The organism is Caballeronia sp. S22, assembly GCF_964261745.1.
In the GTDB taxonomy this organism is placed as follows: Bacteria; Pseudomonadota; Gammaproteobacteria; order Burkholderiales; family Burkholderiaceae; genus Caballeronia; species Caballeronia jiangsuensis.
Genome location: NZ_OZ180035.1, coordinates 2,611,566 through 2,633,200 on the forward strand (window position 1 = coordinate 2,611,566; position 21,635 = coordinate 2,633,200).

The 21,635-nt window shown below is 63.7% G+C and carries 22 protein-coding genes and 1 tRNA gene; 11 read left to right on the plus strand and 12 right to left on the minus strand.

From position 1 onward, the window contains the following. A complete protein-coding gene (locus ACEN42_RS12300; RefSeq protein ID WP_238295201.1) occupies window positions 1–960 on the minus strand; it encodes a LysR family transcriptional regulator in 960 nt (319 codons plus the stop codon). Window positions 961–1,069: 109 nt separating this feature from the next. On the opposite strand from ACEN42_RS12300, the gene ilvD reads away from it, so the two are divergent. Next, on the plus strand, window positions 1,070–2,743 hold the full coding sequence (ilvD, locus tag ACEN42_RS12305) for a dihydroxy-acid dehydratase (protein ID WP_371880087.1): 1,674 nt from the start codon (window positions 1,070–1,072) through the stop codon (window positions 2,741–2,743). Window positions 2,744–2,812: 69 nt separating this feature from the next. Here ilvD and ACEN42_RS12310 read toward each other — a convergent pair whose 3' ends face one another. From ACEN42_RS12310 to ACEN42_RS12320, 3 genes are all read right to left on the minus strand, one after another. Beyond that, window positions 2,813–3,154 carry a DUF2486 family protein gene (locus ACEN42_RS12310; RefSeq protein WP_187607288.1) on the minus strand — a complete coding sequence of 114 codons (342 nt, stop codon included), beginning with the start codon at window positions 3,152–3,154 and terminating at the stop codon, window positions 2,813–2,815. Between the two features lie 112 nt (window positions 3,155–3,266). Further along, window positions 3,267–3,683 carry a DNA polymerase III subunit chi gene (locus tag ACEN42_RS12315; protein ID WP_238209963.1) on the minus strand — a complete coding sequence of 139 codons (417 nt, stop codon included), beginning with the start codon at window positions 3,681–3,683 and terminating at the stop codon, window positions 3,267–3,269. A 7-nt stretch (window positions 3,684–3,690) separates the two neighbouring features. Further along, entirely contained in the window at window positions 3,691–5,214 is a 1,524-nt protein-coding gene (locus tag ACEN42_RS12320) for a leucyl aminopeptidase (protein ID WP_371880088.1), read from the minus strand. A 171-nt stretch (window positions 5,215–5,385) separates the two neighbouring features. Here ACEN42_RS12320 and lptF point away from each other — a divergent pair, with 171 nt between their 5' ends. From lptF to ACEN42_RS12345, 5 genes are all read left to right on the plus strand, one after another. After that, window positions 5,386–6,477: an LPS export ABC transporter permease LptF gene (gene lptF / locus ACEN42_RS12325; protein WP_238295196.1), complete on the plus strand. Its 1,092-nt coding sequence runs from the start codon at window positions 5,386–5,388 to the stop codon at window positions 6,475–6,477. Between the two features lie 4 nt (window positions 6,478–6,481). After that, window positions 6,482–7,630 (plus strand): LPS export ABC transporter permease LptG, encoded by a 1,149-nt coding sequence (lptG, locus tag ACEN42_RS12330; RefSeq protein ID WP_187607291.1) that lies wholly within the window; start codon window positions 6,482–6,484, stop codon window positions 7,628–7,630. A 22-nt stretch (window positions 7,631–7,652) separates the two neighbouring features. Then, window positions 7,653–8,024 carry a sirohydrochlorin chelatase gene (locus ACEN42_RS12335; protein ID WP_371880089.1) on the plus strand — a complete coding sequence of 124 codons (372 nt, stop codon included), beginning with the start codon at window positions 7,653–7,655 and terminating at the stop codon, window positions 8,022–8,024. Between the two features lie 90 nt (window positions 8,025–8,114). After that, on the plus strand, window positions 8,115–8,360 hold the full coding sequence (locus ACEN42_RS12340; RefSeq protein ID WP_187607293.1) for an AbrB/MazE/SpoVT family DNA-binding domain-containing protein: 246 nt from the start codon (window positions 8,115–8,117) through the stop codon (window positions 8,358–8,360). Beyond that, entirely contained in the window at window positions 8,360–8,782 is a 423-nt protein-coding gene (locus ACEN42_RS12345) for a type II toxin-antitoxin system VapC family toxin (protein ID WP_238209957.1), read from the plus strand. Before ACEN42_RS12340 ends, ACEN42_RS12345 begins: the two co-directional genes overlap by 1 nt. Before the next feature lie 74 nt (window positions 8,783–8,856). On the opposite strand, the gene cobA is transcribed toward ACEN42_RS12345, so the two are convergent. The 6 genes from cobA to ACEN42_RS12375 form a co-directional block, all read right to left on the minus strand. After that, window positions 8,857–9,612, minus strand: coding sequence for a uroporphyrinogen-III C-methyltransferase (cobA, locus tag ACEN42_RS12350; protein ID WP_187607294.1), 756 nt, complete (start codon window positions 9,610–9,612; stop codon window positions 8,857–8,859). 17 nt (window positions 9,613–9,629) lie between these two features. Next, a complete protein-coding gene (locus ACEN42_RS12355; protein WP_222946641.1) occupies window positions 9,630–10,943 on the minus strand; it encodes a GTP-binding protein in 1,314 nt (437 codons plus the stop codon). Window positions 10,944–10,970: 27 nt separating this feature from the next. Beyond that, the gene (gene cysD, locus ACEN42_RS12360; RefSeq protein WP_238210525.1) at window positions 10,971–11,933 is read right to left on the minus strand and encodes a sulfate adenylyltransferase subunit CysD; all 963 of its coding nucleotides are present in this window, start codon (window positions 11,931–11,933) and stop codon (window positions 10,971–10,973) included. Window positions 11,934–12,022: 89 nt separating this feature from the next. Then, window positions 12,023–12,745 carry a phosphoadenylyl-sulfate reductase gene (locus ACEN42_RS12365; RefSeq protein WP_371880091.1) on the minus strand — a complete coding sequence of 241 codons (723 nt, stop codon included), beginning with the start codon at window positions 12,743–12,745 and terminating at the stop codon, window positions 12,023–12,025. Between the two features lie 3 nt (window positions 12,746–12,748). Beyond that, on the minus strand, window positions 12,749–13,288 hold the full coding sequence (locus ACEN42_RS12370; protein ID WP_371880092.1) for a DUF934 domain-containing protein: 540 nt from the start codon (window positions 13,286–13,288) through the stop codon (window positions 12,749–12,751). Between the two features lie 10 nt (window positions 13,289–13,298). Continuing rightward, complete coding sequence (locus ACEN42_RS12375) at window positions 13,299–14,975, minus strand: nitrite/sulfite reductase (RefSeq protein ID WP_371880093.1); 1,677 nt, start codon at window positions 14,973–14,975, stop codon at window positions 13,299–13,301. 225 nt (window positions 14,976–15,200) lie between these two features. Here ACEN42_RS12375 and ACEN42_RS12380 point away from each other — a divergent pair, with 225 nt between their 5' ends. The 3 genes from ACEN42_RS12380 (at window position 15,201) to ACEN42_RS12390 (ending at window position 17,558) form a co-directional block, all read left to right on the plus strand. Continuing rightward, window positions 15,201–16,142, plus strand: a complete 942-nt coding sequence (locus ACEN42_RS12380; protein ID WP_035508205.1) for a CysB family HTH-type transcriptional regulator — start codon at window positions 15,201–15,203, stop codon at window positions 16,140–16,142. Between the two features lie 55 nt (window positions 16,143–16,197). Continuing rightward, window positions 16,198–17,358: an ABC transporter substrate-binding protein gene (locus tag ACEN42_RS12385; RefSeq protein WP_371880094.1), complete on the plus strand. Its 1,161-nt coding sequence runs from the start codon at window positions 16,198–16,200 to the stop codon at window positions 17,356–17,358. 115 nt (window positions 17,359–17,473) lie between these two features. After that, window positions 17,474–17,558 (plus strand) — tRNA-Leu (locus tag ACEN42_RS12390). Window positions 17,559–17,669: 111 nt separating this feature from the next. Here the strand turns inward: ACEN42_RS12390 and ACEN42_RS12395 are convergent. Continuing rightward, on the minus strand, window positions 17,670–17,831 hold the full coding sequence (locus ACEN42_RS12395) for a hypothetical protein (protein WP_371880095.1): 162 nt from the start codon (window positions 17,829–17,831) through the stop codon (window positions 17,670–17,672). After that, a complete protein-coding gene (locus tag ACEN42_RS12400; protein WP_371880096.1) occupies window positions 17,828–18,244 on the minus strand; it encodes a hypothetical protein in 417 nt (138 codons plus the stop codon). The genes ACEN42_RS12395 and ACEN42_RS12400 overlap by 4 nt, the downstream gene beginning before the upstream one ends. A gap of 325 nt (window positions 18,245–18,569) precedes the next feature. Between ACEN42_RS12400 and ACEN42_RS12405 the strand changes: the two genes are divergently transcribed. Next, entirely contained in the window at window positions 18,570–20,390 is a 1,821-nt protein-coding gene (locus ACEN42_RS12405; RefSeq protein ID WP_371880097.1) for a hypothetical protein, read from the plus strand. Window positions 20,391–20,499: 109 nt separating this feature from the next. Next, window positions 20,500–21,600: a TIGR03118 family protein gene (locus ACEN42_RS12410; RefSeq protein ID WP_371880098.1), complete on the plus strand. Its 1,101-nt coding sequence runs from the start codon at window positions 20,500–20,502 to the stop codon at window positions 21,598–21,600. Window positions 21,601–21,635: the final 35 nt, after the last annotated feature.

Here is a 21,635-nt window from a genome sequence, read left to right on the forward strand (position 1 = left end):
TCATACAGAACCCGCGCTTTCGGCCCGCGAACGGACGATCTCGATGAATCCGGCGAGCACCGGGCTCACTTCCGCCGCGCGCCACACGAGGCCGGTTTCGACGAGCATCGCCGACGCGTTCAGCGGCCGCAGAGGACGATACACGACGCCCGTGCGCCGCAGATGACGCAGCGAATGCGGCACGAGCGCGACGCCCATCCCGGCGGACACGAGGCTCACGATGGTCTGCATCTGGATCGCCTCCTGGCCGATACGCGGCGTGAGGCCGGCCGCGCCGTAGCAGCCCATGATGATGTCATACAAACCCGGCGCGAGACGCCTCGGAAAGACGACGAGCGGCGCGGCGGCGAGATCGTGCAGATCGACGGGGGTGTCGGCCCATTCGTCGGCGCCCTGCCCCAGTTGTAGCGCGGCATCGGCGGACATCGCGATGACGAGCGGCTCGCGCGCCACCGCCACATACGACAGCGACGTGGCATGGCGCGGCGGCAGCGGCGGAATCACAAGACCCGCGTCGATACGCCCGGCGACGAGTTCCTCGATCTGCACGTCGCTCGTCGCCTCGGTCAGTTGCAGCCGCACGCCGGGGTAACGCGCGCCGAAATCGCGCAGCAGCGCTGGCAAAAGTCCGTAGTCGGCGGTGGAAACGAACGCGAGCGACAGCACGCCCGCCTCGCCTCGCGCGAGCGACTGCGCGAGCGGACGCAGCGTGTCGGCGGATGCGAGCAGGCGGCGCACTTCCGGCAGCAGATCCTTGCCGACGGGCGTGAGCTCGACGGTCCGTTTCGTGCGCACGAAAAGCGCGACCCCGAGCGCCTCTTCCAGCGCGCGGATCGCCTGCGAGAGCGGCGGCTGCGTCATCGCGAGACGCGCGGCGGCACGGCCGAAGTGCATCTCTTCGGCGACCGTCACGAAGTAGCGCAACAGACGCAACTCGATGGGCGGACTTCTCTGCTCCATTGATATTTTTTGCGACCTAATAAGCCTTGAATAATATATTGGACAGACACATCGCGGGAGTTGCATTCTTGCTGCACTAGAGCAAAAACATCCCCTCAAGGAGCACATCATGGCCTTCAATCGCCGCTCGAAGCACATCACCCAGGGCGTCGCGCGCTCGCCCAATCGTTCGATGTATTACGCGCTCGGCTACAAGGAGGAAGACTTCGACAAGCCGATGATCGGCGTCGCGAACGGGCATTCGACCATCACGCCGTGCAACGCCGGCCTGCAGCGCTTGGCGGACGCGGCCATCGAAGCGATCAGAAAGTCCGACGCGAATCCGCAGATTTTCGGCACGCCGACGATCTCCGACGGCATGTCGATGGGCACCGAAGGCATGAAGTACTCGCTCGTGTCGCGCGAAGTGATCGCGGACTGTGTCGAGACCGCGGTGCAGGGCCAGTGGATGGACGGCGTCGTCGTGATCGGCGGCTGCGACAAGAACATGCCGGGCGGCATGATCGGCATGGCGCGCATGAACGTGCCGTCGATCTACGTGTACGGCGGCACGATCCGCCCCGGCAACTGGAAGGGCCGCGATCTGACGATCGTGTCGTCGTTCGAGGCGGTCGGCGAATTCACGGCGGGCCGGATGTCGGAAGAGGATTTCAAGGGCGTCGAGAAGAACGCGTGCACGTCGACCGGCTCGTGCGGCGGCATGTACACGGCCAACACGATGAGCTCGTCGTTCGAGGCGCTCGGCATGTCGCTGATGTATTCGTCGACGATGGCGAATCCGGATCAGGAGAAGGTCGATTCCGCCGCGGAGTCGGCGCGCGTGCTCGTCGAGGCGGTGAAGAAGGATCTGAAGCCGCGCGACATCATCACGAAGAAATCGATCGAAAACGCGGTCGCGCTCATCATGGCGACGGGCGGCTCGACCAACGCCGTGCTGCACTTTCTGGCGATCGCGCATGCGGCGGAAGTGGAATGGAGCATCGACGACTTCGAGCGCATGCGCAAGAAAGTGCCGGTGATCTGCGATCTGAAGCCGTCGGGCCAGTACGTCGCCACCGATCTGCACAAGGCCGGCGGCATCCCGCAAGTGCTCCGGATCCTGCTCGATGCGGGCCTTCTGCACGGCGACTGCATCACGATCACGGGGCGCACGATCGCCGAAGAACTGAAGGACGTGCCGAGCAAACCGCGTGCGGATCAGAAGGTCATCTTCCCGATCGAACAGGCGCTCTACAAGGAAGGGCACCTCGCGATCCTGCGCGGCAATCTCGCGGAAGACGGCGCGGTCGCGAAGATCACCGGCCTGAAGAATCCGGTCATCACCGGCCCCGCGCGCGTGTTCGAGGACGAGCAAAGCGCGATGGACGCCATTCTCGCCGACAAGATCAAGCCCGGCGATATTCTCGTGCTGCGCTATCTCGGCCCGGTCGGCGGCCCGGGCATGCCGGAGATGCTCGCGCCGACATCGGCGATCATCGGCAAGGGGCTGGGCGAATCGGTCGGCTTCATCACCGATGGGCGCTTCTCGGGCGGCACGTGGGGCATGGTGGTCGGCCATGTCGCGCCGGAAGCGTACGCGGGCGGCACGATCGCGCTCGTGCACGAAGGCGATTCGATCACCATCGACGCGCACAAGCTGCTCTTGCAACTGAATGTGGACGATGCGGAACTCGCGCGCCGCCGTGCCGCGTGGAAACAGCCCGCGCCGAAGTACACGCGCGGCGTGCTGGCGAAGTTCGCGGCGCTCGCGCAGCCGGCTAATAAAGGCGCGGTGACGGGATAAATCGAGCGCGCGACGCGGATAAAAAAAGGGGCGCGCGTGCGCCCCTTCTTCATTCCATATGAAACGCGCTCATTCGCCCCGCTGCCGCCGCAACTCGTTCTCAACCGCGTCGCGCACCCATTCGCTCATCCGGCCTTCGAGCGCCATCGCGACTTCGCGCGTGATCGCGGACACGAGTTGCGTCGATTGCTCGCGCAACACTTCCCGGCAGCGGTCTTCGATCAGCGCGCGGGCGTCGCCCGTCAGGAAGCTCGTGAAGCGGCCGCGCAACTGCTCCGCGATCCGCTGTGCGTCGTATTCGATCGCGGCTTCATCGGCGGAAGGCGCGCGTGCATATTCCGGCTTGCCGGGCACGACAACATCGGTCAAAACGGGGATGGACGAATCGAAGGATTCGGGCTTGTCGGTCATATTCAAAGGTCTCCTGTCGGCCAGCGTGTGCGCATCCGTGCTGACTCGGGTCTCACGCGAAGCGCCATGTGTGAGCAGAGCTTAGTGCAGCGCGGACGCGGCCTCTGTGCGGCTAACCGCCCTGATTGTGCGTCTCGATGACATAGCCGCGATCGCGATAGAACCGATAACGCTCGCGGCCCGCGGCGAGTTCATCGCCCTCGCTGCCGACGATCTCCACGAGCCGTTCGAAGCGCGCGAACTGCGCGGGCACTGGCGCGCCGAGATTCACGAGCACCTGATGATGCGGCGCGTCGTCCAGATTCGACGTGAGCACCACCGGCGTGTCCTCCGCGAGCGGACTCTTCGCCATGCAGTGCGGCACGAATTCGAGCGGCTGGAAAGTCCACAACTGCTCGTCGAACGCGGCGAGGCGCTGCGGTTCGGCGAGCACGACGAGCGGCTTGCCGCTCAGGTACGCCTTGCGCGCGAGGCGGCAGGCGTACGCGAGCGGATCGCCGACATTCGTATGAAAGTCGATGCGCGTCATGCCTGCTTCAGGCGCCGGCGCGATCGATCAGGAACTGCGAGAGCAGCGGCACGGGACGGCCCGTCGCGCCCTTCGCCGCGCCGCTCTTCCACGCGGTTCCGGCGATATCGAGGTGCGCCCACGGATAAGCCGTCGCGAAGCGCGACAGGAAGCACGCCGCCGTCACGCTGCCCGCCGGACGTCCGCCGATGTTCGCGAGATCCGCGAAATTCGACTTGAGCTGATCCTGATACTCGTCGTCGAGCGGCAGACGCCACGCCGGATCGACCGCCTCGCGCGACGCGTCGAGCAGTTCGCCCGCGAGCGCATCGTCCTTCGAGAAGAGGCCCGTGTTGTGGTGACCCAGCGCGATGATGCACGCGCCCGTCAACGTCGCGATATCGACCACGGCGGCAGGCTTGAAGCGCTCCGCATAGGTCAGCGCGTCGCACAGGATGAGGCGGCCTTCGGCGTCGGTGTTGAGCACTTCGATGGTCGTGCCGTTCATCGCGGTGATGATGTCGCCCGGCTTCACCGCGTTGCCCGCGGGCATGTTCTCGCAGGTCGGGATCACGCCGATCACGTTGAGCTTGAGGCCCATCTCGGCGACCGCGCGCATCGTGCCGAACACGGAGCCCGCGCCGCACATGTCGTATTTCATCTCGTCCATCGCCTCGCCCGGCTTGATCGAGATGCCGCCCGAATCGAACGTGATGCCCTTGCCGACCAGCACGACCGGCGCGTTCTTGCCCTTCGCGGCCGCACCGGCGCCCTGGTAATGCATGACGATGAACTGCGGCGGCTCGACCGAACCCTTCGCGACCGACAGGAACGAGCCCATGTTGAGCGCTTCGATCTGCTTCTGGCCGAGCACTTCGACCTTCAGCTTGAAATCGCGGCCGAGCTTCTTCGCGGTCTGACCGAGATAGGTCGGCGTGCAGACGTTCGGCGGCAGATTGCCGAGATCGCGCGTGAGGTCCATGCCGTTCGCAATCGCGACGCCCTGCTTCACCGCGACCTTGGCGGCTTTCTCGTCGGCGGAATCGATGCTGAACACGATCTTCTTGAGCGAGCGAGCGCCGTTGTCGGGCTTGCTCTTCATCTGCGTAAACTTATAGGTCAGCTCGCGCAGCGCGAGGATCGCGGCGCGCACGGCCCAGTCGCCGGCGCGTTCCTGGATCGGCAGTTGCGCGAGCGTGAAGGTCGCCTGGCCGATCTTCGAGCCGAGCACCACGCGCCATGCGGCGCGCACGGCTTCGCCATAGGCTTTCTGATTGAAGGCGTCCTGCTTGCCGAGACCGACGAGCAGCACCCGCGATGCGCCGATGCCCGTGACTTCGGGCACCATCAGGGTGGTGCCCGCGCGGCCGCTCATGTCGCCGGCTTTCACGACGCGCGAAATCAGGCCTTTGGTGGCGACGTCCATGTCGCGCGCGGCGCCCGTGAGCGTCTGCGCTTCGAAGATGCCGAGCACGATGACATCCGACTTCCCGGTAAGGAAACCATTTGCCTCGCCCTTGCTCCAATCACAGGCTTTTATGCTAAAGTCCATCGCGCTTATCCTCGGATAAAATCTTGGCTGAAGGATGAAAGCCGCAATTATCCGCTATTTTTTCCGCGGCGGTCACAGGCGGGCGGCGTGAGGGTAAGCGAATACCCTTCCCGTAAGCCACGAGATGCGTGCAAGATTTCCGCATCGCCGCCGGCTCCAAGCAAAAATTCAATGATCTTCGAACGCTCCCTGCAGCGCGAACTCGCGTACACGGCCGGCGCCGTGTTCATGGTGCTGCTCACGATCATGCTCACGACGATGATGATTCGCATCGTCGGCTTCGCGGCGCAAGGTCAGATCGACCCGAAAGACGTCGTCGTGCTGATCGGGCTCACCGTCATCGGCTATCTCGCGGTCATGCTGATCGTGACGCTGTTCGTCTCCATTCTCTTCGTGCTCACGCGCTGGTATCGCGATTCGGAAATGGTCGTGTGGCTCGCGTCGGGCGTCAGTCAGACGCAACTCATCAAGCCGATCGCCGTGTTCTCCACGCCGATCATCATCCTCATCATGTTCTTCGCGTTCGTCGGATGGCCGTGGTCGAACCAGCAGAGCAAGCTCATCAAGCAGCGCTTTCAGCAGCGCGATGAAGTGTCGCTGCTCGCGCCGGGACAGTTCCGCGAATCGCCGTCGAGCCATCGCGTGTTCTTCATCGAGAAGATGTCGCCGGATCAGGGGCACGTCGAGAACGTGTTCGTCACGAGCACGGAAGGCGGCAAGGTCAACGTGATCGTCTCGAAGAACGGTCATACCGAAACGCGCCCCGACGGCGACCGCTTCATCGTGCTCGACAACGGCCGCCGTTACGACGGCGAGCCGGGCCAGCCGAACTTCCGCATCATGGAGTTCGAGCGATACGGTGTGAAGATAATGAGTCACCAGTTCGTGAATACACCGACCACGACGGGCATCTCCACGCCGGACCTGCTCGCCAATCCTACTCAGGAAAATCTCGCGGAGTTCGCGTGGCGCGTGGGTCTGCCGCTCATCGCCATCAATCTGATGTTGCTCGCCATTCCACTTTCGTATCAGAACCCGCGCCGCAGCCGCACGATCAATCTCGTGATGGCCGTGCTGATCTACCTCACCTATTCGAATCTGCTGAACGTCGTGCAGTCGTGGATCGAACAGGGCAAGCTGTCGTTCGGCGTGGGTCTCGTCGGACTGCATATCGTCGTCGGCGCGCTCGTCGCGTTCATCTTCTGGCTGCGGATTCGCAACCGGCCGCTCTTCAAGCTCCCGTCGCTGTCGAAGGGGGCCTGACGCGATGCGCATCTACGAACGATATTTCGCGCGCCAGATCTATCTCGCGTTCATCTTCATCCTGTTTGCGTTCTCGGGCCTGTTCTTCTTCTTCGACCTGATCAACGAACTGAACACGGTCGGGCACGGCAATTACAAGTTCACGCTCGCGGTGCTGCGCGTCGCGCTGCAGACGCCTTCGCGCTTCTACGAGATCATCCCCGTCGCCGCGCTCATTTCGGCCATCTACGTGTTCGCGCAGATGGCGGCGGCTTCGGAGTTCACGATCTTCCGCGTGTCGGGGCTCTCGACCGGCGCCGCGCTGCGTTCGCTGCTTAAGATCGGCGTTCCGATGGTGCTCATCACGTATCTGATCGGCGAAGTGGTCGGGCCTTACACGGACCAGTTGTCCGAGCGCGTGCGGCTGGAGGCGCTCGGCTCGTCGGTGTCGTCGAATTTTCAGTCGGGCGTGTGGGTGAAGGACACGTTGACGGCCAAGGAGAACGGCGAGCAAGTCACGCGCTTCGTCAACGTCGGCACGCTGAATCCCGACACGACGATCGCCAACGTGCGCATCTACGAATTCGACTCGAAGTTCCGTCTGACGAACGTGCGCATCGCGAAGAGCGGCGTGTATGAGCCGCCGGGCCACTGGAAGCTCACGGGCGTGACGGACACGCAACTGAACGACGCGCCCCCGCAGGCGGCGAATCCCGGCGACGCGTTGAATCCGGTCTATCGTGCGACGCAGAGCACGCTGCCCGAATATTCGTTGCGCTCGGAGCTGACGCCGCAGATTCTGTCGGTCCTGCTGGTGTCGCCGGATCGGATGTCGATGTTCAACCTGTTCCGCTATATCCAGCATCTGACGGAAAATCATCAGGACACGCAGCGGTATCAGATCGCGTTCTGGCGCAAGATTCTCTATCCGTTCGCGGTGTTCGTGATGCTGATTCTTTCGCTGCCGTTCGCGTATCTGCATACGCGTGCGGGCGTGGTCGGCATGAAGGTGTTCGGCGGCATCATGATCGGGATGAGCTTTCAGCTCGTCAACACGCTGTTCTCGCATATCGGCAATCTGAACACGTGGCCCGCGCCGATCACCGCGGCGGCGCCCGCCCTCGCCTATCTCGTGATCGGGCTGGTGGGCCTGAAGTGGGTGGAGCGGCACTGACGTTTCTTCCGAGGAGCGCGCGATGAAGACGCACGGCATCATCCTGTTCGGTCACGGCGCACGCGATTCGCGCTGGGCCGAGCCGTTCGAGCGCCTTGCCGTGAAGCTGCGGAGCTTGCGCGGCTGGCCGGTTTCACTGGCGTTTCTCGAGTTGATGTCGCCCGATTTGCCCACCGCCGTCGCGCAGTTGGCCGCCGATGGCTGCGATGCGATCACGGTCGTACCCGTGTTCTTCGGGCAAGGCGGGCATGTGAGGAAGGATTTGCCGGAAATCGTCGAGAAGTGCCGGGCGGCGCATCCGGATGTCGAGATTTCCTGTGCGACGGCAGTCGGTGAGGATGATGCGGTGCTGGATGCGGTAGCGCAGTATTGTTTGCGGCAGGTCGGTCGGTAGTTCAGCGTTGGCCGTTCGGCCGAGTGGCGCCACGCGATTCGAAAAGCATATACTCGGATATACCTTTTCGTATATCCGATCGAGTTCCGCATGAACCTGCTCATCTCCAAATGGGGCAATAGCCTCGCAGTGCGCATCCCCGCCGACTATCTGCGGCACACCGGCCTTTCCGAGGGCGACCAGGTGCAGGTCAACCTCACGGTAGACGGCGGAATCTGCCTTCGTGCCGCCAAATGGGACCGTCGGGCGTTCGCGGAGGAATTGGCCGAATCACGGGACGCCATGCCGATGACCGATTCCGTCATCGACGAACTCCGCAGAGGCGCGCGCTACTGATGATTTACGTCGATACGAGCGTTCTGGTCGCGTTATGCGTCCACGAGCGCATGACCGCCGCCGTTTCGAACTGGTACGCATCCGTCAGGGACGAACTGATTTCCGGAGCGTGGTGCGTCACCGAGTTTGCCAGTGCGCTCGGCATCAAACGGCGAAGCGGTCAGATGACCGAAGATCAATCCGCTTTTGCGTGGCGCAGCTTCGAACGAATGTGCGCGAGCGATCTGCAACTCACGCCGATCGAGCCGCCAGTATTCCACCACGCAGCTGTTCTCACGCTCGACGCATCGACCGGGCTCCGTGCGGGAGACGCGCTTCATCTCGCTACCGCACTGGACTGCAAGGCAAAGACGATCGCGACGCTCGATACCGTTCTGGCGGCCAATTCAAAAAAGAAGAAGATCAGGCTCGTAGACTTTTGAATCTCGAGGTCCGGAAACGAAAAAGCGCACCGTCTCCGGTGCGCTTTTTTTCTTGTCCGCCAGCCCAACCGGCATCACGCCGCCGCCTGCATCCCCTTCAGATGCACCTTCGGCTTAGCCGCCGCCCGTTCGCGAAACGCCTCGCCGATCATCAGCAAACTCGGCTGCGACGGGTCCAGCCATTCCTGCGCCTCACCCAGCGCCATGCGCGCCAGCGTCAACGTCAGCGTGCGCTCGCGCGGCGTGCTGCACGCTTCGACGATCGCGACCGGCGTCGAGCCCGGACGGCCCGCATCGATAAGCTGCTGCGCGATATCCGGCGCACTGTCGCGGCCCATGTAGAACACGAGCGAATCCGCCTTTGCCTGCTCGCGGATTTCATCGCTGTCGGCGGCGCGCGAATGGGTCGCCAGCGCGACGCTGCGCGCCACGCCCCGCAGGGTCAGCGAGCGCTTGAGCGTCGCGGCGCTCGCGAGCGCCGCCGTGATGCCCGGCACCACTTCGAACGCAATGCCCGCCGCTTCGAGCGCGCGCATTTCCTCGTCGGCGCGGCCGAAGAGCATCGGATCGCCGCCCTTCAGACGCACGACGACGCCATGCTCCAGCGCCGCATCGACGATCTGCTTGTTGATGAAATGCTGGGCCGTCGAACGCTGTCCGCAACGCTTGCCGACGGCAATCTTCTTCGCATTCGGCGCGTAGTCGAGCATCGCCGGTTCTACGAGCGCGTCGTGCAACACGACATCCGCCTGTTCGAGCAGGCGCATGCCGCGCACGGTGATGAGATCCGCCGCGCCCGGCCCCGCTCCGATCAGATAGACCTTACCCATACGCTTGTCCGTCGATATTAGCCAGCAATGGCACGAATCATACCGGCCGCGACCGTGTGATGCGTCGCCTCGTCGATCAACACGAACGCGCCGGTGCCCTGATGCGTATCGTACTCGTCCGCGACGATCGGCTTCTGCAGCGTGAGCGCCACGCGGCCGATATCGTTCATCGCGAGCGTGGTGCGATCGACCGAATGCGACAGCGTGTGCACGTCCAGCACCTGCTTCACCGCGCCGATGCGCGCGAACACCGTGTTGGTCGTCTGCTTCAGCAAATACTTGCGCTGCGGCGAGAGCGGCTCTTCGTCGAACCAGCAAATGTCCGCTTCGAGCTTCCTGGTCGGCTCGACCTTCTGCGATGCCGGCACGAACGTATCGCCGCGCGAAACATCGACATCTTCCGTCAGGCGAATCGTCACCGTCTGGCCCGCGAAAGCGCGATCCACCGGCGCGACGCCGCCCGGCACCGGCGCGATGATCTCGGCGACGCTCGCTTCACGATTGGCCGGCAGCACGAGGATCGAATCGCCGACGCGCACTTCGCCCGCCTCGACGCGGCCCATGTAGCCGCGGAAATCGTCGGCCTGCGAGCCGTCCTGGCGTGCGACCCACTGCACCGGGAAACGCAGCGCCTGATCGTTCGGCTGCGCGACCGGCAGCGATTCGAGCAGATCGAGCAGCGGCTCGCCTGCGTACCACGGCATGCGCTCGCTCGCCGTCACGATGTTGTCGCCCTTCAGCGCCGACACCGGCACGAAGCGCACGTTCGACAGACCGAGCTGATGCGCGAGCGTGACATACGCATCGCGGATTTCATTGAAGCGCGCTTCGCTGTAATCGACCAGATCCATCTTGTTGATCGCGACGATCGCGTGCTGCAGGCCGAGCAGCTTGACGATCGCGCTGTGGCGCTTGGTCTGCGGCAGCAGTTGCGCGACGCCGTTCTCGAACGTGACGCGCGTGGCGTCGACGAGAATGATCGCGGCATGCGCCGTCGATGCGCCCGTCACCATGTTGCGCGTGTACTGCTCGTGGCCCGGCGTGTCGGCGATGATGAACTTGCGCTTGGCGGTGGCGAAATAACGGTACGCGACGTCGATGGTGATGCCCTGCTCGCGCTCGGCTTCGAGGCCGTCCGTCAGCAGCGACAGATCGATTTCGTCGCCGACGGTGCGCTTGTTCTTCGCGCGCGAGATCGCCGACAACTGGTCCGACAGCACGGCCTTGCTGTCGTACAGCAGACGGCCGATCAGCGTGCTCTTGCCGTCGTCGACACTGCCCGCCGTGATGAAGCGCAACACGCCCAGGTCTTCAGCTTGATAAATACTCATGATTCTTCGTTCCTTGGGGCGTGTGGCTTAGAAATAACCTTGTTTCTTGCGCTGTTCCATCGCGGCTTCGGACGCCTGGTCGTCCATGCGCGTCGCGCCGCGCTCCGTGATTTCCGTCACGGCCGTTTCGGCGATGATCTTCTCGACATCGTCGGCGTCGCTCGCGACCGGGCACGTGCAGCTGATGTCGCCGACGGTCCGAAAACGCACCTGCGCCACTTCCGACGTTTCGCCCTCGCGCAGCGGCGTGAGCGGCGTGAGCGGCACGAGCAAACCGTTGCGGCGGATGATCTCGCGGTCATGCGCGTAGTAGATCGACGGCAGTTCGAGCTTCTCGCGGGCGATGTATTGCCACACGTCGAGCTCGGTCCAGTTCGAGATCGGGAACACACGAAGATGCTCGCCCGCATGCAGACGCGCGTTGTAGATGCTCCACAGTTCCGGGCGCTGCGCCTTCGGGTCCCACTGGCCGAATTCGTCGCGGAACGAGAAGATGCGCTCCTTCGCGCGCGCCTTCTCTTCGTCGCGGCGCGCACCGCCGATCATCGCCGTGTAGCCGTATTCCTCGATGGTTTCGAGCAGCGTCACCGCTTGCGCGGCATTGCGCGAATCCGTCTCGCGACGCAGGCGCACGGTGCCCTTCCTGATCGAATCTTCCACATGGCCGACGACCAGTTCCGCGCCGATTTCCGCCGCGCGGGCGTCGCGGAAGTCGATCACTTCCTGGAAGTTGTGACCCGTGTCGATATGCACCAGCGGGAACGGCAACTGGGTCGCGCGGCCCGCGCCGAGACCGAACGCCTTGAGCGCGAGATGCAGCACGACGACCGAATCCTTGCCGCCCGAGAACAGGAGCGCGGGCTTGCTGCATTCCGCGACGAGTTCGCGAATGATGTGGATCGACTCGGCTTCGAGCCAATCCAGGTGATCCATGCGGGTCGCCTTGTTGGCGATCGGTGCGGTGACGGTTGAGTCGAGCGTCGTGCTCATGTTCGTCGATCCTTTTTTATGCAGCGTCATGCGATTTCCAAAGCGACGATGCGTTCAATGACAGGGTTTGATGCGGCGTCTTGTGCGCCTCAGATCGCCGAGCTCGGAGCTTCTTCGACGATCTTGATGTTCGTGATGTGCAGGCCGCATTCCTTCGTGTCGCGCGATTCCCACCACCAGCGGCCCGCCCGGCTGTCTTCGCCAGGACGCACCGCGCGCGTGCAGGGCTCGCAGCCGATGCTCGGATAGCCGCGCGCATGCAGCGGATTCACCGGGACATCGAAGGCCTTCAGGTAATCCCACACGTCGGTCTCGTTCCAGTCCGCGAGCGGATTGAACTTCGCGATGCCGCGCGGCGCGTCGTGCTCTTCCTCGTGCAGCTCGGCGCGCGTCACCGATTGTTCGCGACGCTGGCCCGTCACCCACGCGGACACATCCGACAGCGCGCGATTGAGCGGCTCGACCTTGCGGATATGGCAGCAGCTCTTGCGCAAATCAATGCTTTCGTAGAACGCGTTCAGGCCGTGATCGCGCACGTAGGCATCGACCGCGTCCTGCTTCGGATGAAACTGCTCGATGTCGTAGCCGTAGCGCGCCTTCACGATGTCGAGCATGCCGAGCGTTTCCGCATGCAGGCGGCCCGTGTTCAACGAGAAGATGCCGATCTTCACGCCGCGCGAAAGAATGGCGTGCGTGAGCACCATGTCTTCGGCGGCGAGGCTGCTGGCTAGCTTGACACTCTGATGGCGCGCCGCGATCGAATCGAGCAGCGCATCCAGGCGTTCAACCTTGGCTTGCAATTCAGGGGTCATGCATCAGGCTCCGAGAGCTGCGACGAGCGCCGCGCGACGGCGGAACAGCGGTTCGAGATTGTCGGTCGCGCCCTGGTACAGCTCGGTGAATTCGCTGAACGCGTTGAGCGCGTCGTTGATGTCCTTGTCCGCGCGCACCGCGAACGCATCGAAGCCGCAACGCGAATGGAACAGCACCTGATCGCGCAGCACGTCGCCGATCGCGCGCAGTTCGCCCGTCCACTGATAACGCTCGCGCAACAGGCGGCCGATGGAGAAGCCGCGGCCATCGCGGAACACCGGGAAGTCGACCGCGATCACGGACAGCACGCCGAAGTCCGGCGCGAGGTCCGCGGGTTCGTCGTCCGGCGCGAGCCACACGCCGATGTCTTCCTTCGCGCGCGACGCGACGATCGCCGACTTGTGCTCTTTCCACAGCGCGAACGGCACGATGATCTTGCCGGCGGGCAATGCATCGACAGCGGGCAGCGCGCCGTCTTCGGCGGCACGCACGACGGTGAAATCGTCTTCGATAACGGCGCGGTTCTTGATGATCAACGTCATTTGCAAATCCTTAAGCGTGAGCCTGGCGCGATGCGTACACGCGCTCCTTGAACGGCGCCATGCCGATGCGGCCGAACGTCTCGATGAAGCGCTCGCCTTCCATGCGGTTGTCGACGAAGGTATCGATCACTTGCGAGATCACGTCGGGCATCTCTTCGGCCGAGAACGACGGGCCGATCACCTTGCCGAGATGCGCGCCGGTCGCGCCCGAGCTCTGCTCGCCGCCGAGCGTCAACTGATACCACTCCGAGCCGTCCTTATCGACGCCCAGAATGCCGATGTTGCCGACGTGGTGATGACCGCACGCGTTGATGCAGCCCGAAATGTTCAGCGACAGGTCGCCGAGATCGTGCACGTAGTCGAGATCGTTGAAACGGTCCTGAATGGCGAGCGCGATCGGGATCGACTTCGCGTTCGCGAGCGAGCAGAAGTCGCCACCCGGGCACGCGATGATGTCCGTCAGAAGGCCGATGTTCGCCGTCGCGAAACCGAGCGCCTTCGCGCGTTCCCACACGGTATGCAGGTCGCGCTTCTTCACGTTCGCGAGAATCAGGTTCTGCTCGTGTGACACGCGGATTTCGCCGAACGAGAACTCGTCGGCGAGCGCGGCGACGTCCTCCATCTGCTTGTCGGTGGCGTCGCCCGGCGCGATATGGCGCTGCTTCAGCGACAGCGTCACCGCCGCATAGCCCGGCACCTTGTGCGGACGCACGTTACGCTCGACCCAGCGCGCGAACGGCTTGCTTTCGATCAGATGCTTTTCGTACGAGGCATCCGTGTCCGCGAGCTTTTCGTAGACCGGCGGCGCGAAGAACTTCGACACGCGATCGACTTCTTCCTGCGTGATCGTCGACGGGCCGTCCTTCAGATGCTGCCACTCTTCCTCGACCTGCTTCGAGAACTTCTCCGCCGACAGCGCCTTCACGAGAATCTTGATGCGCGCCTTGTACATGTTGTCGCGGCGGCCGTAGCGGTTGTACACACGCAGCACGGCTTCGCAGTAAGTGATCAGGTGTTGCCACGGCAGATCGCGCTTGATGATCGCGCCGACGATCGGCGTGCGGCCGAGACCGCCGCCCGCGAGGATGTCCATCACGACTTCGCCCTGCGCGTTCTTCTTAAGATACACGCCGAGATCGTGGATCTGCACGGCCGCGCGGTCTTCCGCCGAGCCGTTCACCGCGATCTTGAACTTGCGCGGCAGCCACGCGAATTCCGGATGGAACGTCGACCACTGACGCAGGATTTCCGACCACGGACGCGGATCGACCTGCTCGTCGGGCGCGACGCCGGCGAACTGGTCGGCGGTGATATTGCGGATGCAATTGCCCGAAGTCTGTATCGCGTGCATCTGCACCGAAGCCAGCTTGCGCAGGATTTCCGGCGTTTCTTCGAGCTCGACCCAGTTGAACTGGATGTTGGTGCGCGTCGAAAAGTGACCGTAGCCGCGGTCGTGCTCGCGCGCGATCGTGCCGAGCATGCGGAGCTGGTCGCTGCGCAGGTTGCCGTACGGAATCGCGATGCGGTGCATGTACGCGTGACGCTGCATGTACAGGCCGTTTTGCAGACGCAGCGGACGGAATTCCTCTTCGGTCAATTCGCCCGACAGCCGGCGGCGGACCTGGTCAGCGTACTGCGCGACACGTTCGTCGACGATGCGTTGGTCGATCTGATCGTATTGGTACATTCGGGGGCCCCAAGTTCTTGTCAAGGCGCGGCGTCCTAGGTTACGTCGCGCGTCTCATCCATCGAATATCCATTGAGTCCCTGTCGCGAGCGTCGTTCAGACGAAACGCTCATTTGCTTATGACAGATAGAGATATGGATATTGGAAAAATTGGACTGATAGTAAAGAACCTGCTATATATTGCAAACGACTGAAAAATTACTTTGATATGCGGCTGAGTTATATATGAATCTGCACCAGTTCCGCTTCGTGCGCGAGGCCGTCCGGCAGAACTTCAACCTGACGGAAGCCGCGAAGGCGCTGTATACATCACAGCCGGGCGTCTCGAAGGCGATCATCGAGCTGGAGGACGAGCTGGGCGTCGAAATCTTCACGCGGCACGGCAAGCGCGTGAGATCGCTGACGGAGCCGGGGCGCATCATCCTCGCGTCGGTCGAGAAAATATTGCAGGAAGTGGAAAGTCTGAAGCGTGTCGGTAAAGATTACGCGGCGCAGGATCAGGGCAATCTCGTCATCGCCGCCACGCACACGCAGGCGCGCTATTCGCTGCCGGCGGCAATCGCGGAGTTCAAGAAGCGCTTTCCGAAGGTCCACCTTTCGATCCTGCAGGGCAGCCCGACGCAAGTCGCCGAGATGGTGATCCACGATCAGGCGGATATCGCCATCGCCACCGAAGCGATCGCCAACTATAAGGAACTGGTGTCGCTGCCCTGCTTTCAGTGGCAGCACCTCGCCGTCATGCTGCCGGATCATCCGCTGCTCGAACGCAAGACGCTCACGCTCGACGATCTCGCGCAATACCCGATCATCACCTACGAAGCGTCGTTCGCCGGGCGCACGAAGATCAATCAGGCGTTCGCCCGGCGCAATCTGACGCCCGACGTCGTGCTCGAGGCCATCGATGCGGACGTGATCAAGACTTACGTCGAGCTGGGGCTCGGCGTCGGGATTCTGGCGGATATCGCGTTCAATCCGGAGCGCGACAAGCATCTGCGCGCGATGCCGGTCGGCCATCTGTTCGGCACGAACGTGACGCGCCTCGCGCTCAAGCAGGGCGCGTATCTGCGCAGCTATGTGTATACGCTCGTCGAGCTGCTGTCGCCGTCGCTGAACCGCAAGCTGATCGAACAGGCGCTTACCGGCGAGCACGAAAGCTACGAGCTCTGAATAAAATGGCGGCGCACGCTGCCTCAAAAAATTCACTCCCCTGGAGACCTTTCCGATGACGCTGTCGAAGTTCACGCGCCGGCTCGCTGCCGGCGTTGCCTTGTCTGTAATCGCCGCGGCCGCGCACGCGCAACTGAAGGTCGGCATCGACCTGTCGAGCACCGGCCCCGCCGCCGCGATCGGCATCACCAGCAAGAACGCGATGCTGATGTGGCCGAAAACCATCGCCGGGCAGAACGCGGAGTACATCATCCTCGACGACGGCTCGGACCCGGGCGCGGCCGTGCGCAACATCCGCAAGCTCATCAGCGAGGATCATGTCGATGTGATCGTCGGGCCGAACATCACGCCTGCCGCGCTTGCCGCGCTCGATCCCGTCGCCGAATCCGAAACGCCGATGATCACGCTGATCGGCTCGGCGTCGGTCGTGGAGCCGCAGGAAGGCAAGAAGGTGTGGGCATTCAAGATGGCGCAGACCGACCGCGCGATGGCCGACGTGATGACGCGCTACATGGCCAATCACGGCGTGAAGACGGTCGGTTTCATCGGCTTTGCGGACAGCTACGGCGATAGCTGGCTCAACGAGTTCACCAAATTCGCCGATCTGCGCCATATCAGGATCGTCGCGAGCGAGCGCTTCAACCGTACCGATGCGAGCGTCACCGGCCAGATTCTCAAGCTGATGTCGGCAAAGCCCGACGCGGTGCTGATCGCGGGCGCGGGCACGCCGACGGTGCTGCCGCAGCGCACGCTCGTCGAGCGCGGCTACAAGGGCGCGATCTACCAGACGCACGGCATCGCGACGCCCGAGTTCATCAAGCTCGGCGGCAAGGACGTGGAAGGCACGCTGTTCCCGACGCAACCGGTCGTCGTCGCCCGGACGCTGCCGGCGGATCATCCGTCGAAAAAGGCCGCGCTCGCGTTCGTGAACGCCTACGAGGACAAGTACGGCAAGGGCACGGTCACGCAATTCGCGGGCGATGCGGCGGGCGTCTATCCGCGTCTGCAGGACGCCGTCGCGCGCGCGCTCAAGTCCGGCAAACCGGGCACGAAGGAATTTCGCGTGGCGCTGCGCTCGGAACTGGAGCATGCGCATGAGCTCGTCGTGCCGAACGGCGTCGTGAATACGAGCGCGACGGATCACGTCGGCCTGGATCAGCGCGCGAGCGTGATGGGCGTGATCAGGAACGGCGCGTTCACGTATCTCGCCCAGTAAAGCCCGAGCTTGCGAAAACGCCGCCGTTGCTGCTTGCCGGCGGCGGTGTTTTCGGTCATAATCGCCGACTCGATTGGCTTGTTGCTGCGGTGTGTTGCGGTACGAGTCGATCAAGGCCCAGGTGGTGAAATTGGTAGACGCAGGGGACTCAAAATCCCCCGCCGCAAGGCGTGCCGGTTCGATTCCGGCCCTGGGCACCAGGATTACTGAAAAAGCCGCTCCGTCGTGAGCGGCTTTTTTGCGTTTGGGCTAGGCCGTTCCTGGACGTACTCCAAGATCGCGTCGCGTTGATCTATTCGCGTCAACCCGCGTCAATCGACGCCCGAACGCCGCTCCGTCCCACCTTGTGGCGCCTCCTTGGCGAAGTTGCGAAACAGCCAGTCGACCACAACCGGTACGCCGAACCTGGCGAACGCACACGCGACCACGACCGGCCAGTACTCTCGAAAAAATCCCAAAACGAAGTTCATCATTTCGCCACCCTAGCCTTGCTTTCATTCAATGCAATTGAAAATAGATAGTAGACCAAAGAATCTCGCAACGGATGAAGCGGCAAGATTCCTCGGACCTCTTCACTAAACGAAGCCACGAGCAAGTATATCCACAGGAGCACGCCAATCAGAGAGGCGAAAATTCCCAGATTCGCGATAAACATCGCCTGACTGATTCGTTGCGCTGACGTCCAGAACCCGCCGCGCAGTTCGCCCGGCAGCGCGGCCAGCGCAATGTTCAGACTGACGCTGGAGGCGACGAGCGAGATCGGAAAGAAATCGTCCTTCCCGGGCTGCTTCAGCGCCACTCGCAAGATGTATTCGATCATGCCCATGAACAGTGGCAGTCCGACTATCAACTGCCGCGCCGTCGCGTCAAAGCCGTTCGATTGCATTGTCATCATCCTTTCGTATCTGATGACACGCAATTTCGCCCGCGCAAACATTTGCGGGAAGTCATCCAGATGGCTATGTCGTGTCCGCACAGGCGTCGTTATCGTTTCTTCCTGACGTCACGATTCGCGAATGTGCGCAATCGCGTAGACGCGTTTAACCGCGCGCCGCAAAAATACCTCCCATCGGCATTCAGAATCCCGGCGCGAGGAGCATCACGGGGATGCTCGCTCGCGCAGCGCCCGCATTTCGGGTTGCTTAGGACCATCTCGATGTCGTGACCCGCTCGCGCGATGCGTCGAGCCATAACTCGAAGAAGGGTACGACATGAATCGACCTGAATACTCGCTGTCACTCGACTCCGTCATCTGCAAACGCTGCAGCACGGTTTCGCCAGCCGAGGAAGACACCTGCCCGTCCTGCGGCGCCGATCGCCAGGGCGCGATTTTCACGAGCCGCGCGGAGACCCGCGCGCCCGTGCCGGTGCCTGCGCAACTCGATATCGTCGATTGGGATGACAGCCACTGGCTGCAGCGCCTCGTGCGGCGCAGGATGTTGACGTCCTATCCGAACTTCATCGAGCCTGGCGATGCGCAGGAGCAGCGCCGCAAGTCCGCGCATACGACCATCGCCGTGCTGGTCAGCGGCGTGGTCGCGAGCATTGCGGTCGGCGGTTACTTCTATGCGCGTCTGGATGACAACGCTCCCCCGGTCAGCGACGATCCGGGCATCAGCGTGGCGGGCTCGGTTCGCGACCGCGCGTCCGGCGCGCAGGGCGCAGACGTTGCGCGGCATGCATCGTTGATGCGGCCCAAAGCGGATTCGGCGAGTGCGCAGGCCGGCACGTCGGCGTCGGCGTCGGCCGCGGCGATCGCGAAGGCGAATCACGCACGCGAAGAACACGCCGTTGCCTCACCGAGCGCCCCGCTCGCAGCGCGTGCGACGACGGAACCCGCGTCGGTCGCACCACGCGTCGAGCCGCGCGCTGTCGTCGCCGCAACCACGCCTGCATCGGCCAGCACGTTGGCCGCCGCCGCACCCGCGAAGCCGTCGAGCGTTCCGCTCGCAGCGCGTGCGACGACGGAAGCGCCGTCGGTCGCACCACGCATCGAGCCGCGCGTTGTCGTCGCCACGAGCGCGCCTGCATCGGCTAGCACGTTGGCTGCCGCCGCACCGGTGAAGCCGCCGAGCGTTCCGGTCGTAGCGCGTGCGACGACAGAAGCGCCGTCGGTCGCACCGCGCGTCGTCGCCGCAGGCGCGCCTGCATCGGCTAGCACGCTGGCCGCCGCGAAGCCGCCGATGCCCGCCGCGCCAGTGGCACACACCACGGCGAATCCGCCGTCGCCCGGCATCGCGTCATCCGCGGCCGTAGCCGTTGCGAAGCCCGCAACACCGAACACGACGACGAACACGCCGGTCGCCGCCGCTGCGCCGTCGATCAAACCGGCGACGCCGGTCATCGCATCGGTGCAAAAACCGGAACCGCGTGTCAGCACGACGCTGACAACGGCTGCCCCGGTCCCTGCAAAACCGTCAACTCAAACGCCCACGCCCGTCGCGCGCACGACCGAGCCGCCTCGAAGCACCCCGACGATCGCAGCCGCCGAGAAACCCGCAACACATCCGGCACCGCCGGTCGCGGACCCGCTTCCCGCTGCCGTCGCACGAAGCATCGCGTCGCTCCAGCAAGCGCTCGCCAACCGCGATCTCACGACCGCGCGCCGCCATATGCGCGGCCTCTATGCGAGCGAGCCGCGCAGTCCGGAAATCCAGCAGCTCGCGGCCGAATTGTCGCGTCAGGAACGCGCGCGCGACGGCGCGATGGCGAGCGCGCGCAATTGCGTCGCGAACATGGACGCCGCGTGCGCATTGCGCAATGCGCGCCGCGCGGTGTCGCTCGATCCGCGCAACGGGCAGACGCAGGCGACCTTGCGCCGTGCGCTCGCCGTGCAGAACGAGACCAATACCGAATACTTCCGGCAAGCCAGCGGCATACCGAAGCCGATCGTCCCGACGATGACCTTCGATGGCCGCTGGACCGCAGGCTCGCGGCACCCCGCGATGTCGGGCGATGACGACGACTCGCGTTTCACGCTTTTCGGGCTCGGCGTGCCGGTGACATCGAAGGGACGCGGCGACGCGCACTGACACGCATCGAAACAAGCGCACGGATTGCGAACGGAATAAGCCGCGAGGCCCATCCGTTTAGAGGTGACGAACGAACTGACGGCGCTTCGCTGCCGAAGGAGTCACCATCATGCAATCCGGATTGTGGAGCCGCTTCATCGTCTGCGCCGCGGCGGTCGTGACATTGACGGGCATCGCCTCGTGCGGCGGCGGCAGCTCGAGCGACAACATGCCGGCGGCGACACGCTTCAAGATGTCGATCGTCGTCTCCGATGGCGCCGTGCCCGCGCCGCACACGGACCCGAACCTGAAGAACGGCTGGGGCGTCGCGTTCAATCCGAACGGCTTCGTGTGGGTTGCCAACAATGGCACGCAAACGGCCACGCTCTATGACGGCAACGGCGTCGTTCAATCGCTCGTCGTGTCGATTCCCGCGACCGCGAACGGTCCGGCCACTCCCACCGGAATCGTCTTCAACAAAGGACCGGATCTCACGATCGCGCGCAACGGCAAGTCGGGCGTCGCCGCATTCATCTTCGCGGGCGAAGGCGGCTCGATCACCGCGTGGGCGCCCGCCGTCGACATGACGCACGCGTTCACCGCCGTCGATTCGAGCGCATCGGGCGCCATCTACAAGGGACTCGCGATCGCCACCACGGCGGCGGGCGGGCATCGCCTATACGCCACCGACTTCCACAACAACAGAATCGACGTCTTCGACGGCACCTTCACGAAAATCGTCGTGCCCGGCGGCTTCACGGACACGCAGCTTCCAGCGGGCTTCGCGCCCTTCGGCATCCAGGCGATCGGCTCGAAGATCTTCGTCACCTACGCGAAGCAGGACAGCGACGCCGAGGACGACGTGCCGGGCGCGGGCCAGGGCTTCGTCGACGTGTTCGACCTCGACGGCAACCTGATGCAGCGCTTCGCGGCGAACGGCCCGCTGAATGCGCCGTGGGGCATCGCGCAGGCTCCCGGCAACTTCGGCACCTTCAGCAACGACATTCTCGTCGGCAATTTCGGCGACGGCACGATCAACGCGTTCGATCCGAATAGCGGCGCGTTCGTCGGCCAGTTCATGAATACGGACGGCACGCCGCTCGTGCAGCGCGGCTTGTGGGGCATCGCGTTCGGCAACAACCTGAGCGCGCAGCCCTCCAACACGCTCTTCTTCGCGGCCGGACCGAACTTCGAAGCCGACGGCGTGTACGGCCGCATCGACATGCAATGAAGCGCGCAGCGCGTTTCCCTGGGCGATGACGCCGG

Excerpts from the sequence above, each read along its gene's own strand:
- lptG (WP_187607291.1), top strand. The coding sequence starts at position 6,482 with ATGCGCATCTACGAACGATATTTCGCGCGCCAGATCTATCTCGCGTTC.
- ACEN42_RS12335 (WP_371880089.1), top strand. The coding sequence starts at position 7,653 with ATGAAGACGCACGGCATCATCCTGTTCGGTCACGGCGCACGCGATTCG.
- ACEN42_RS12375 (WP_371880093.1), bottom strand. The coding sequence starts at position 14,975 with ATGTACCAATACGATCAGATCGACCAACGCATCGTCGACGAACGTGTC.
- ACEN42_RS12400 (WP_371880096.1), bottom strand. The coding sequence starts at position 18,244 with ATGCAATCGAACGGCTTTGACGCGACGGCGCGGCAGTTGATAGTCGGA.
- ACEN42_RS12320 (WP_371880088.1), bottom strand. The coding sequence starts at position 5,214 with ATGGACTTTAGCATAAAAGCCTGTGATTGGAGCAAGGGCGAGGCAAAT.
- cobA (WP_187607294.1), bottom strand. The coding sequence starts at position 9,612 with ATGGGTAAGGTCTATCTGATCGGAGCGGGGCCGGGCGCGGCGGATCTC.
- ACEN42_RS12315 (WP_238209963.1), bottom strand. The coding sequence starts at position 3,683 with ATGACGCGCATCGACTTTCATACGAATGTCGGCGATCCGCTCGCGTAC.
- ACEN42_RS12345 (WP_238209957.1), top strand. The coding sequence starts at position 8,360 with ATGATTTACGTCGATACGAGCGTTCTGGTCGCGTTATGCGTCCACGAG.
- ACEN42_RS12410 (WP_371880098.1), top strand. The coding sequence starts at position 20,500 with ATGCAATCCGGATTGTGGAGCCGCTTCATCGTCTGCGCCGCGGCGGTC.
- ACEN42_RS12395 (WP_371880095.1), bottom strand. The coding sequence starts at position 17,831 with ATGATGAACTTCGTTTTGGGATTTTTTCGAGAGTACTGGCCGGTCGTG.
- ACEN42_RS12340 (WP_187607293.1), top strand. The coding sequence starts at position 8,115 with ATGAACCTGCTCATCTCCAAATGGGGCAATAGCCTCGCAGTGCGCATC.
- ACEN42_RS12405 (WP_371880097.1), top strand. The coding sequence starts at position 18,570 with ATGAATCGACCTGAATACTCGCTGTCACTCGACTCCGTCATCTGCAAA.
- lptF (WP_238295196.1), top strand. The coding sequence starts at position 5,386 with ATGATCTTCGAACGCTCCCTGCAGCGCGAACTCGCGTACACGGCCGGC.
- ACEN42_RS12385 (WP_371880094.1), top strand. The coding sequence starts at position 16,198 with ATGACGCTGTCGAAGTTCACGCGCCGGCTCGCTGCCGGCGTTGCCTTG.
- ACEN42_RS12355 (WP_222946641.1), bottom strand. The coding sequence starts at position 10,943 with ATGAGTATTTATCAAGCTGAAGACCTGGGCGTGTTGCGCTTCATCACG.
- ACEN42_RS12300 (WP_238295201.1), bottom strand. The coding sequence starts at position 960 with ATGGAGCAGAGAAGTCCGCCCATCGAGTTGCGTCTGTTGCGCTACTTC.
- cysD (WP_238210525.1), bottom strand. The coding sequence starts at position 11,933 with ATGAGCACGACGCTCGACTCAACCGTCACCGCACCGATCGCCAACAAG.
- ACEN42_RS12310 (WP_187607288.1), bottom strand. The coding sequence starts at position 3,154 with ATGACCGACAAGCCCGAATCCTTCGATTCGTCCATCCCCGTTTTGACC.
- ACEN42_RS12370 (WP_371880092.1), bottom strand. The coding sequence starts at position 13,288 with ATGACGTTGATCATCAAGAACCGCGCCGTTATCGAAGACGATTTCACC.
- ACEN42_RS12380 (WP_035508205.1), top strand. The coding sequence starts at position 15,201 with ATGAATCTGCACCAGTTCCGCTTCGTGCGCGAGGCCGTCCGGCAGAAC.
- ilvD (WP_371880087.1), top strand. The coding sequence starts at position 1,070 with ATGGCCTTCAATCGCCGCTCGAAGCACATCACCCAGGGCGTCGCGCGC.
- ACEN42_RS12365 (WP_371880091.1), bottom strand. The coding sequence starts at position 12,745 with ATGACCCCTGAATTGCAAGCCAAGGTTGAACGCCTGGATGCGCTGCTC.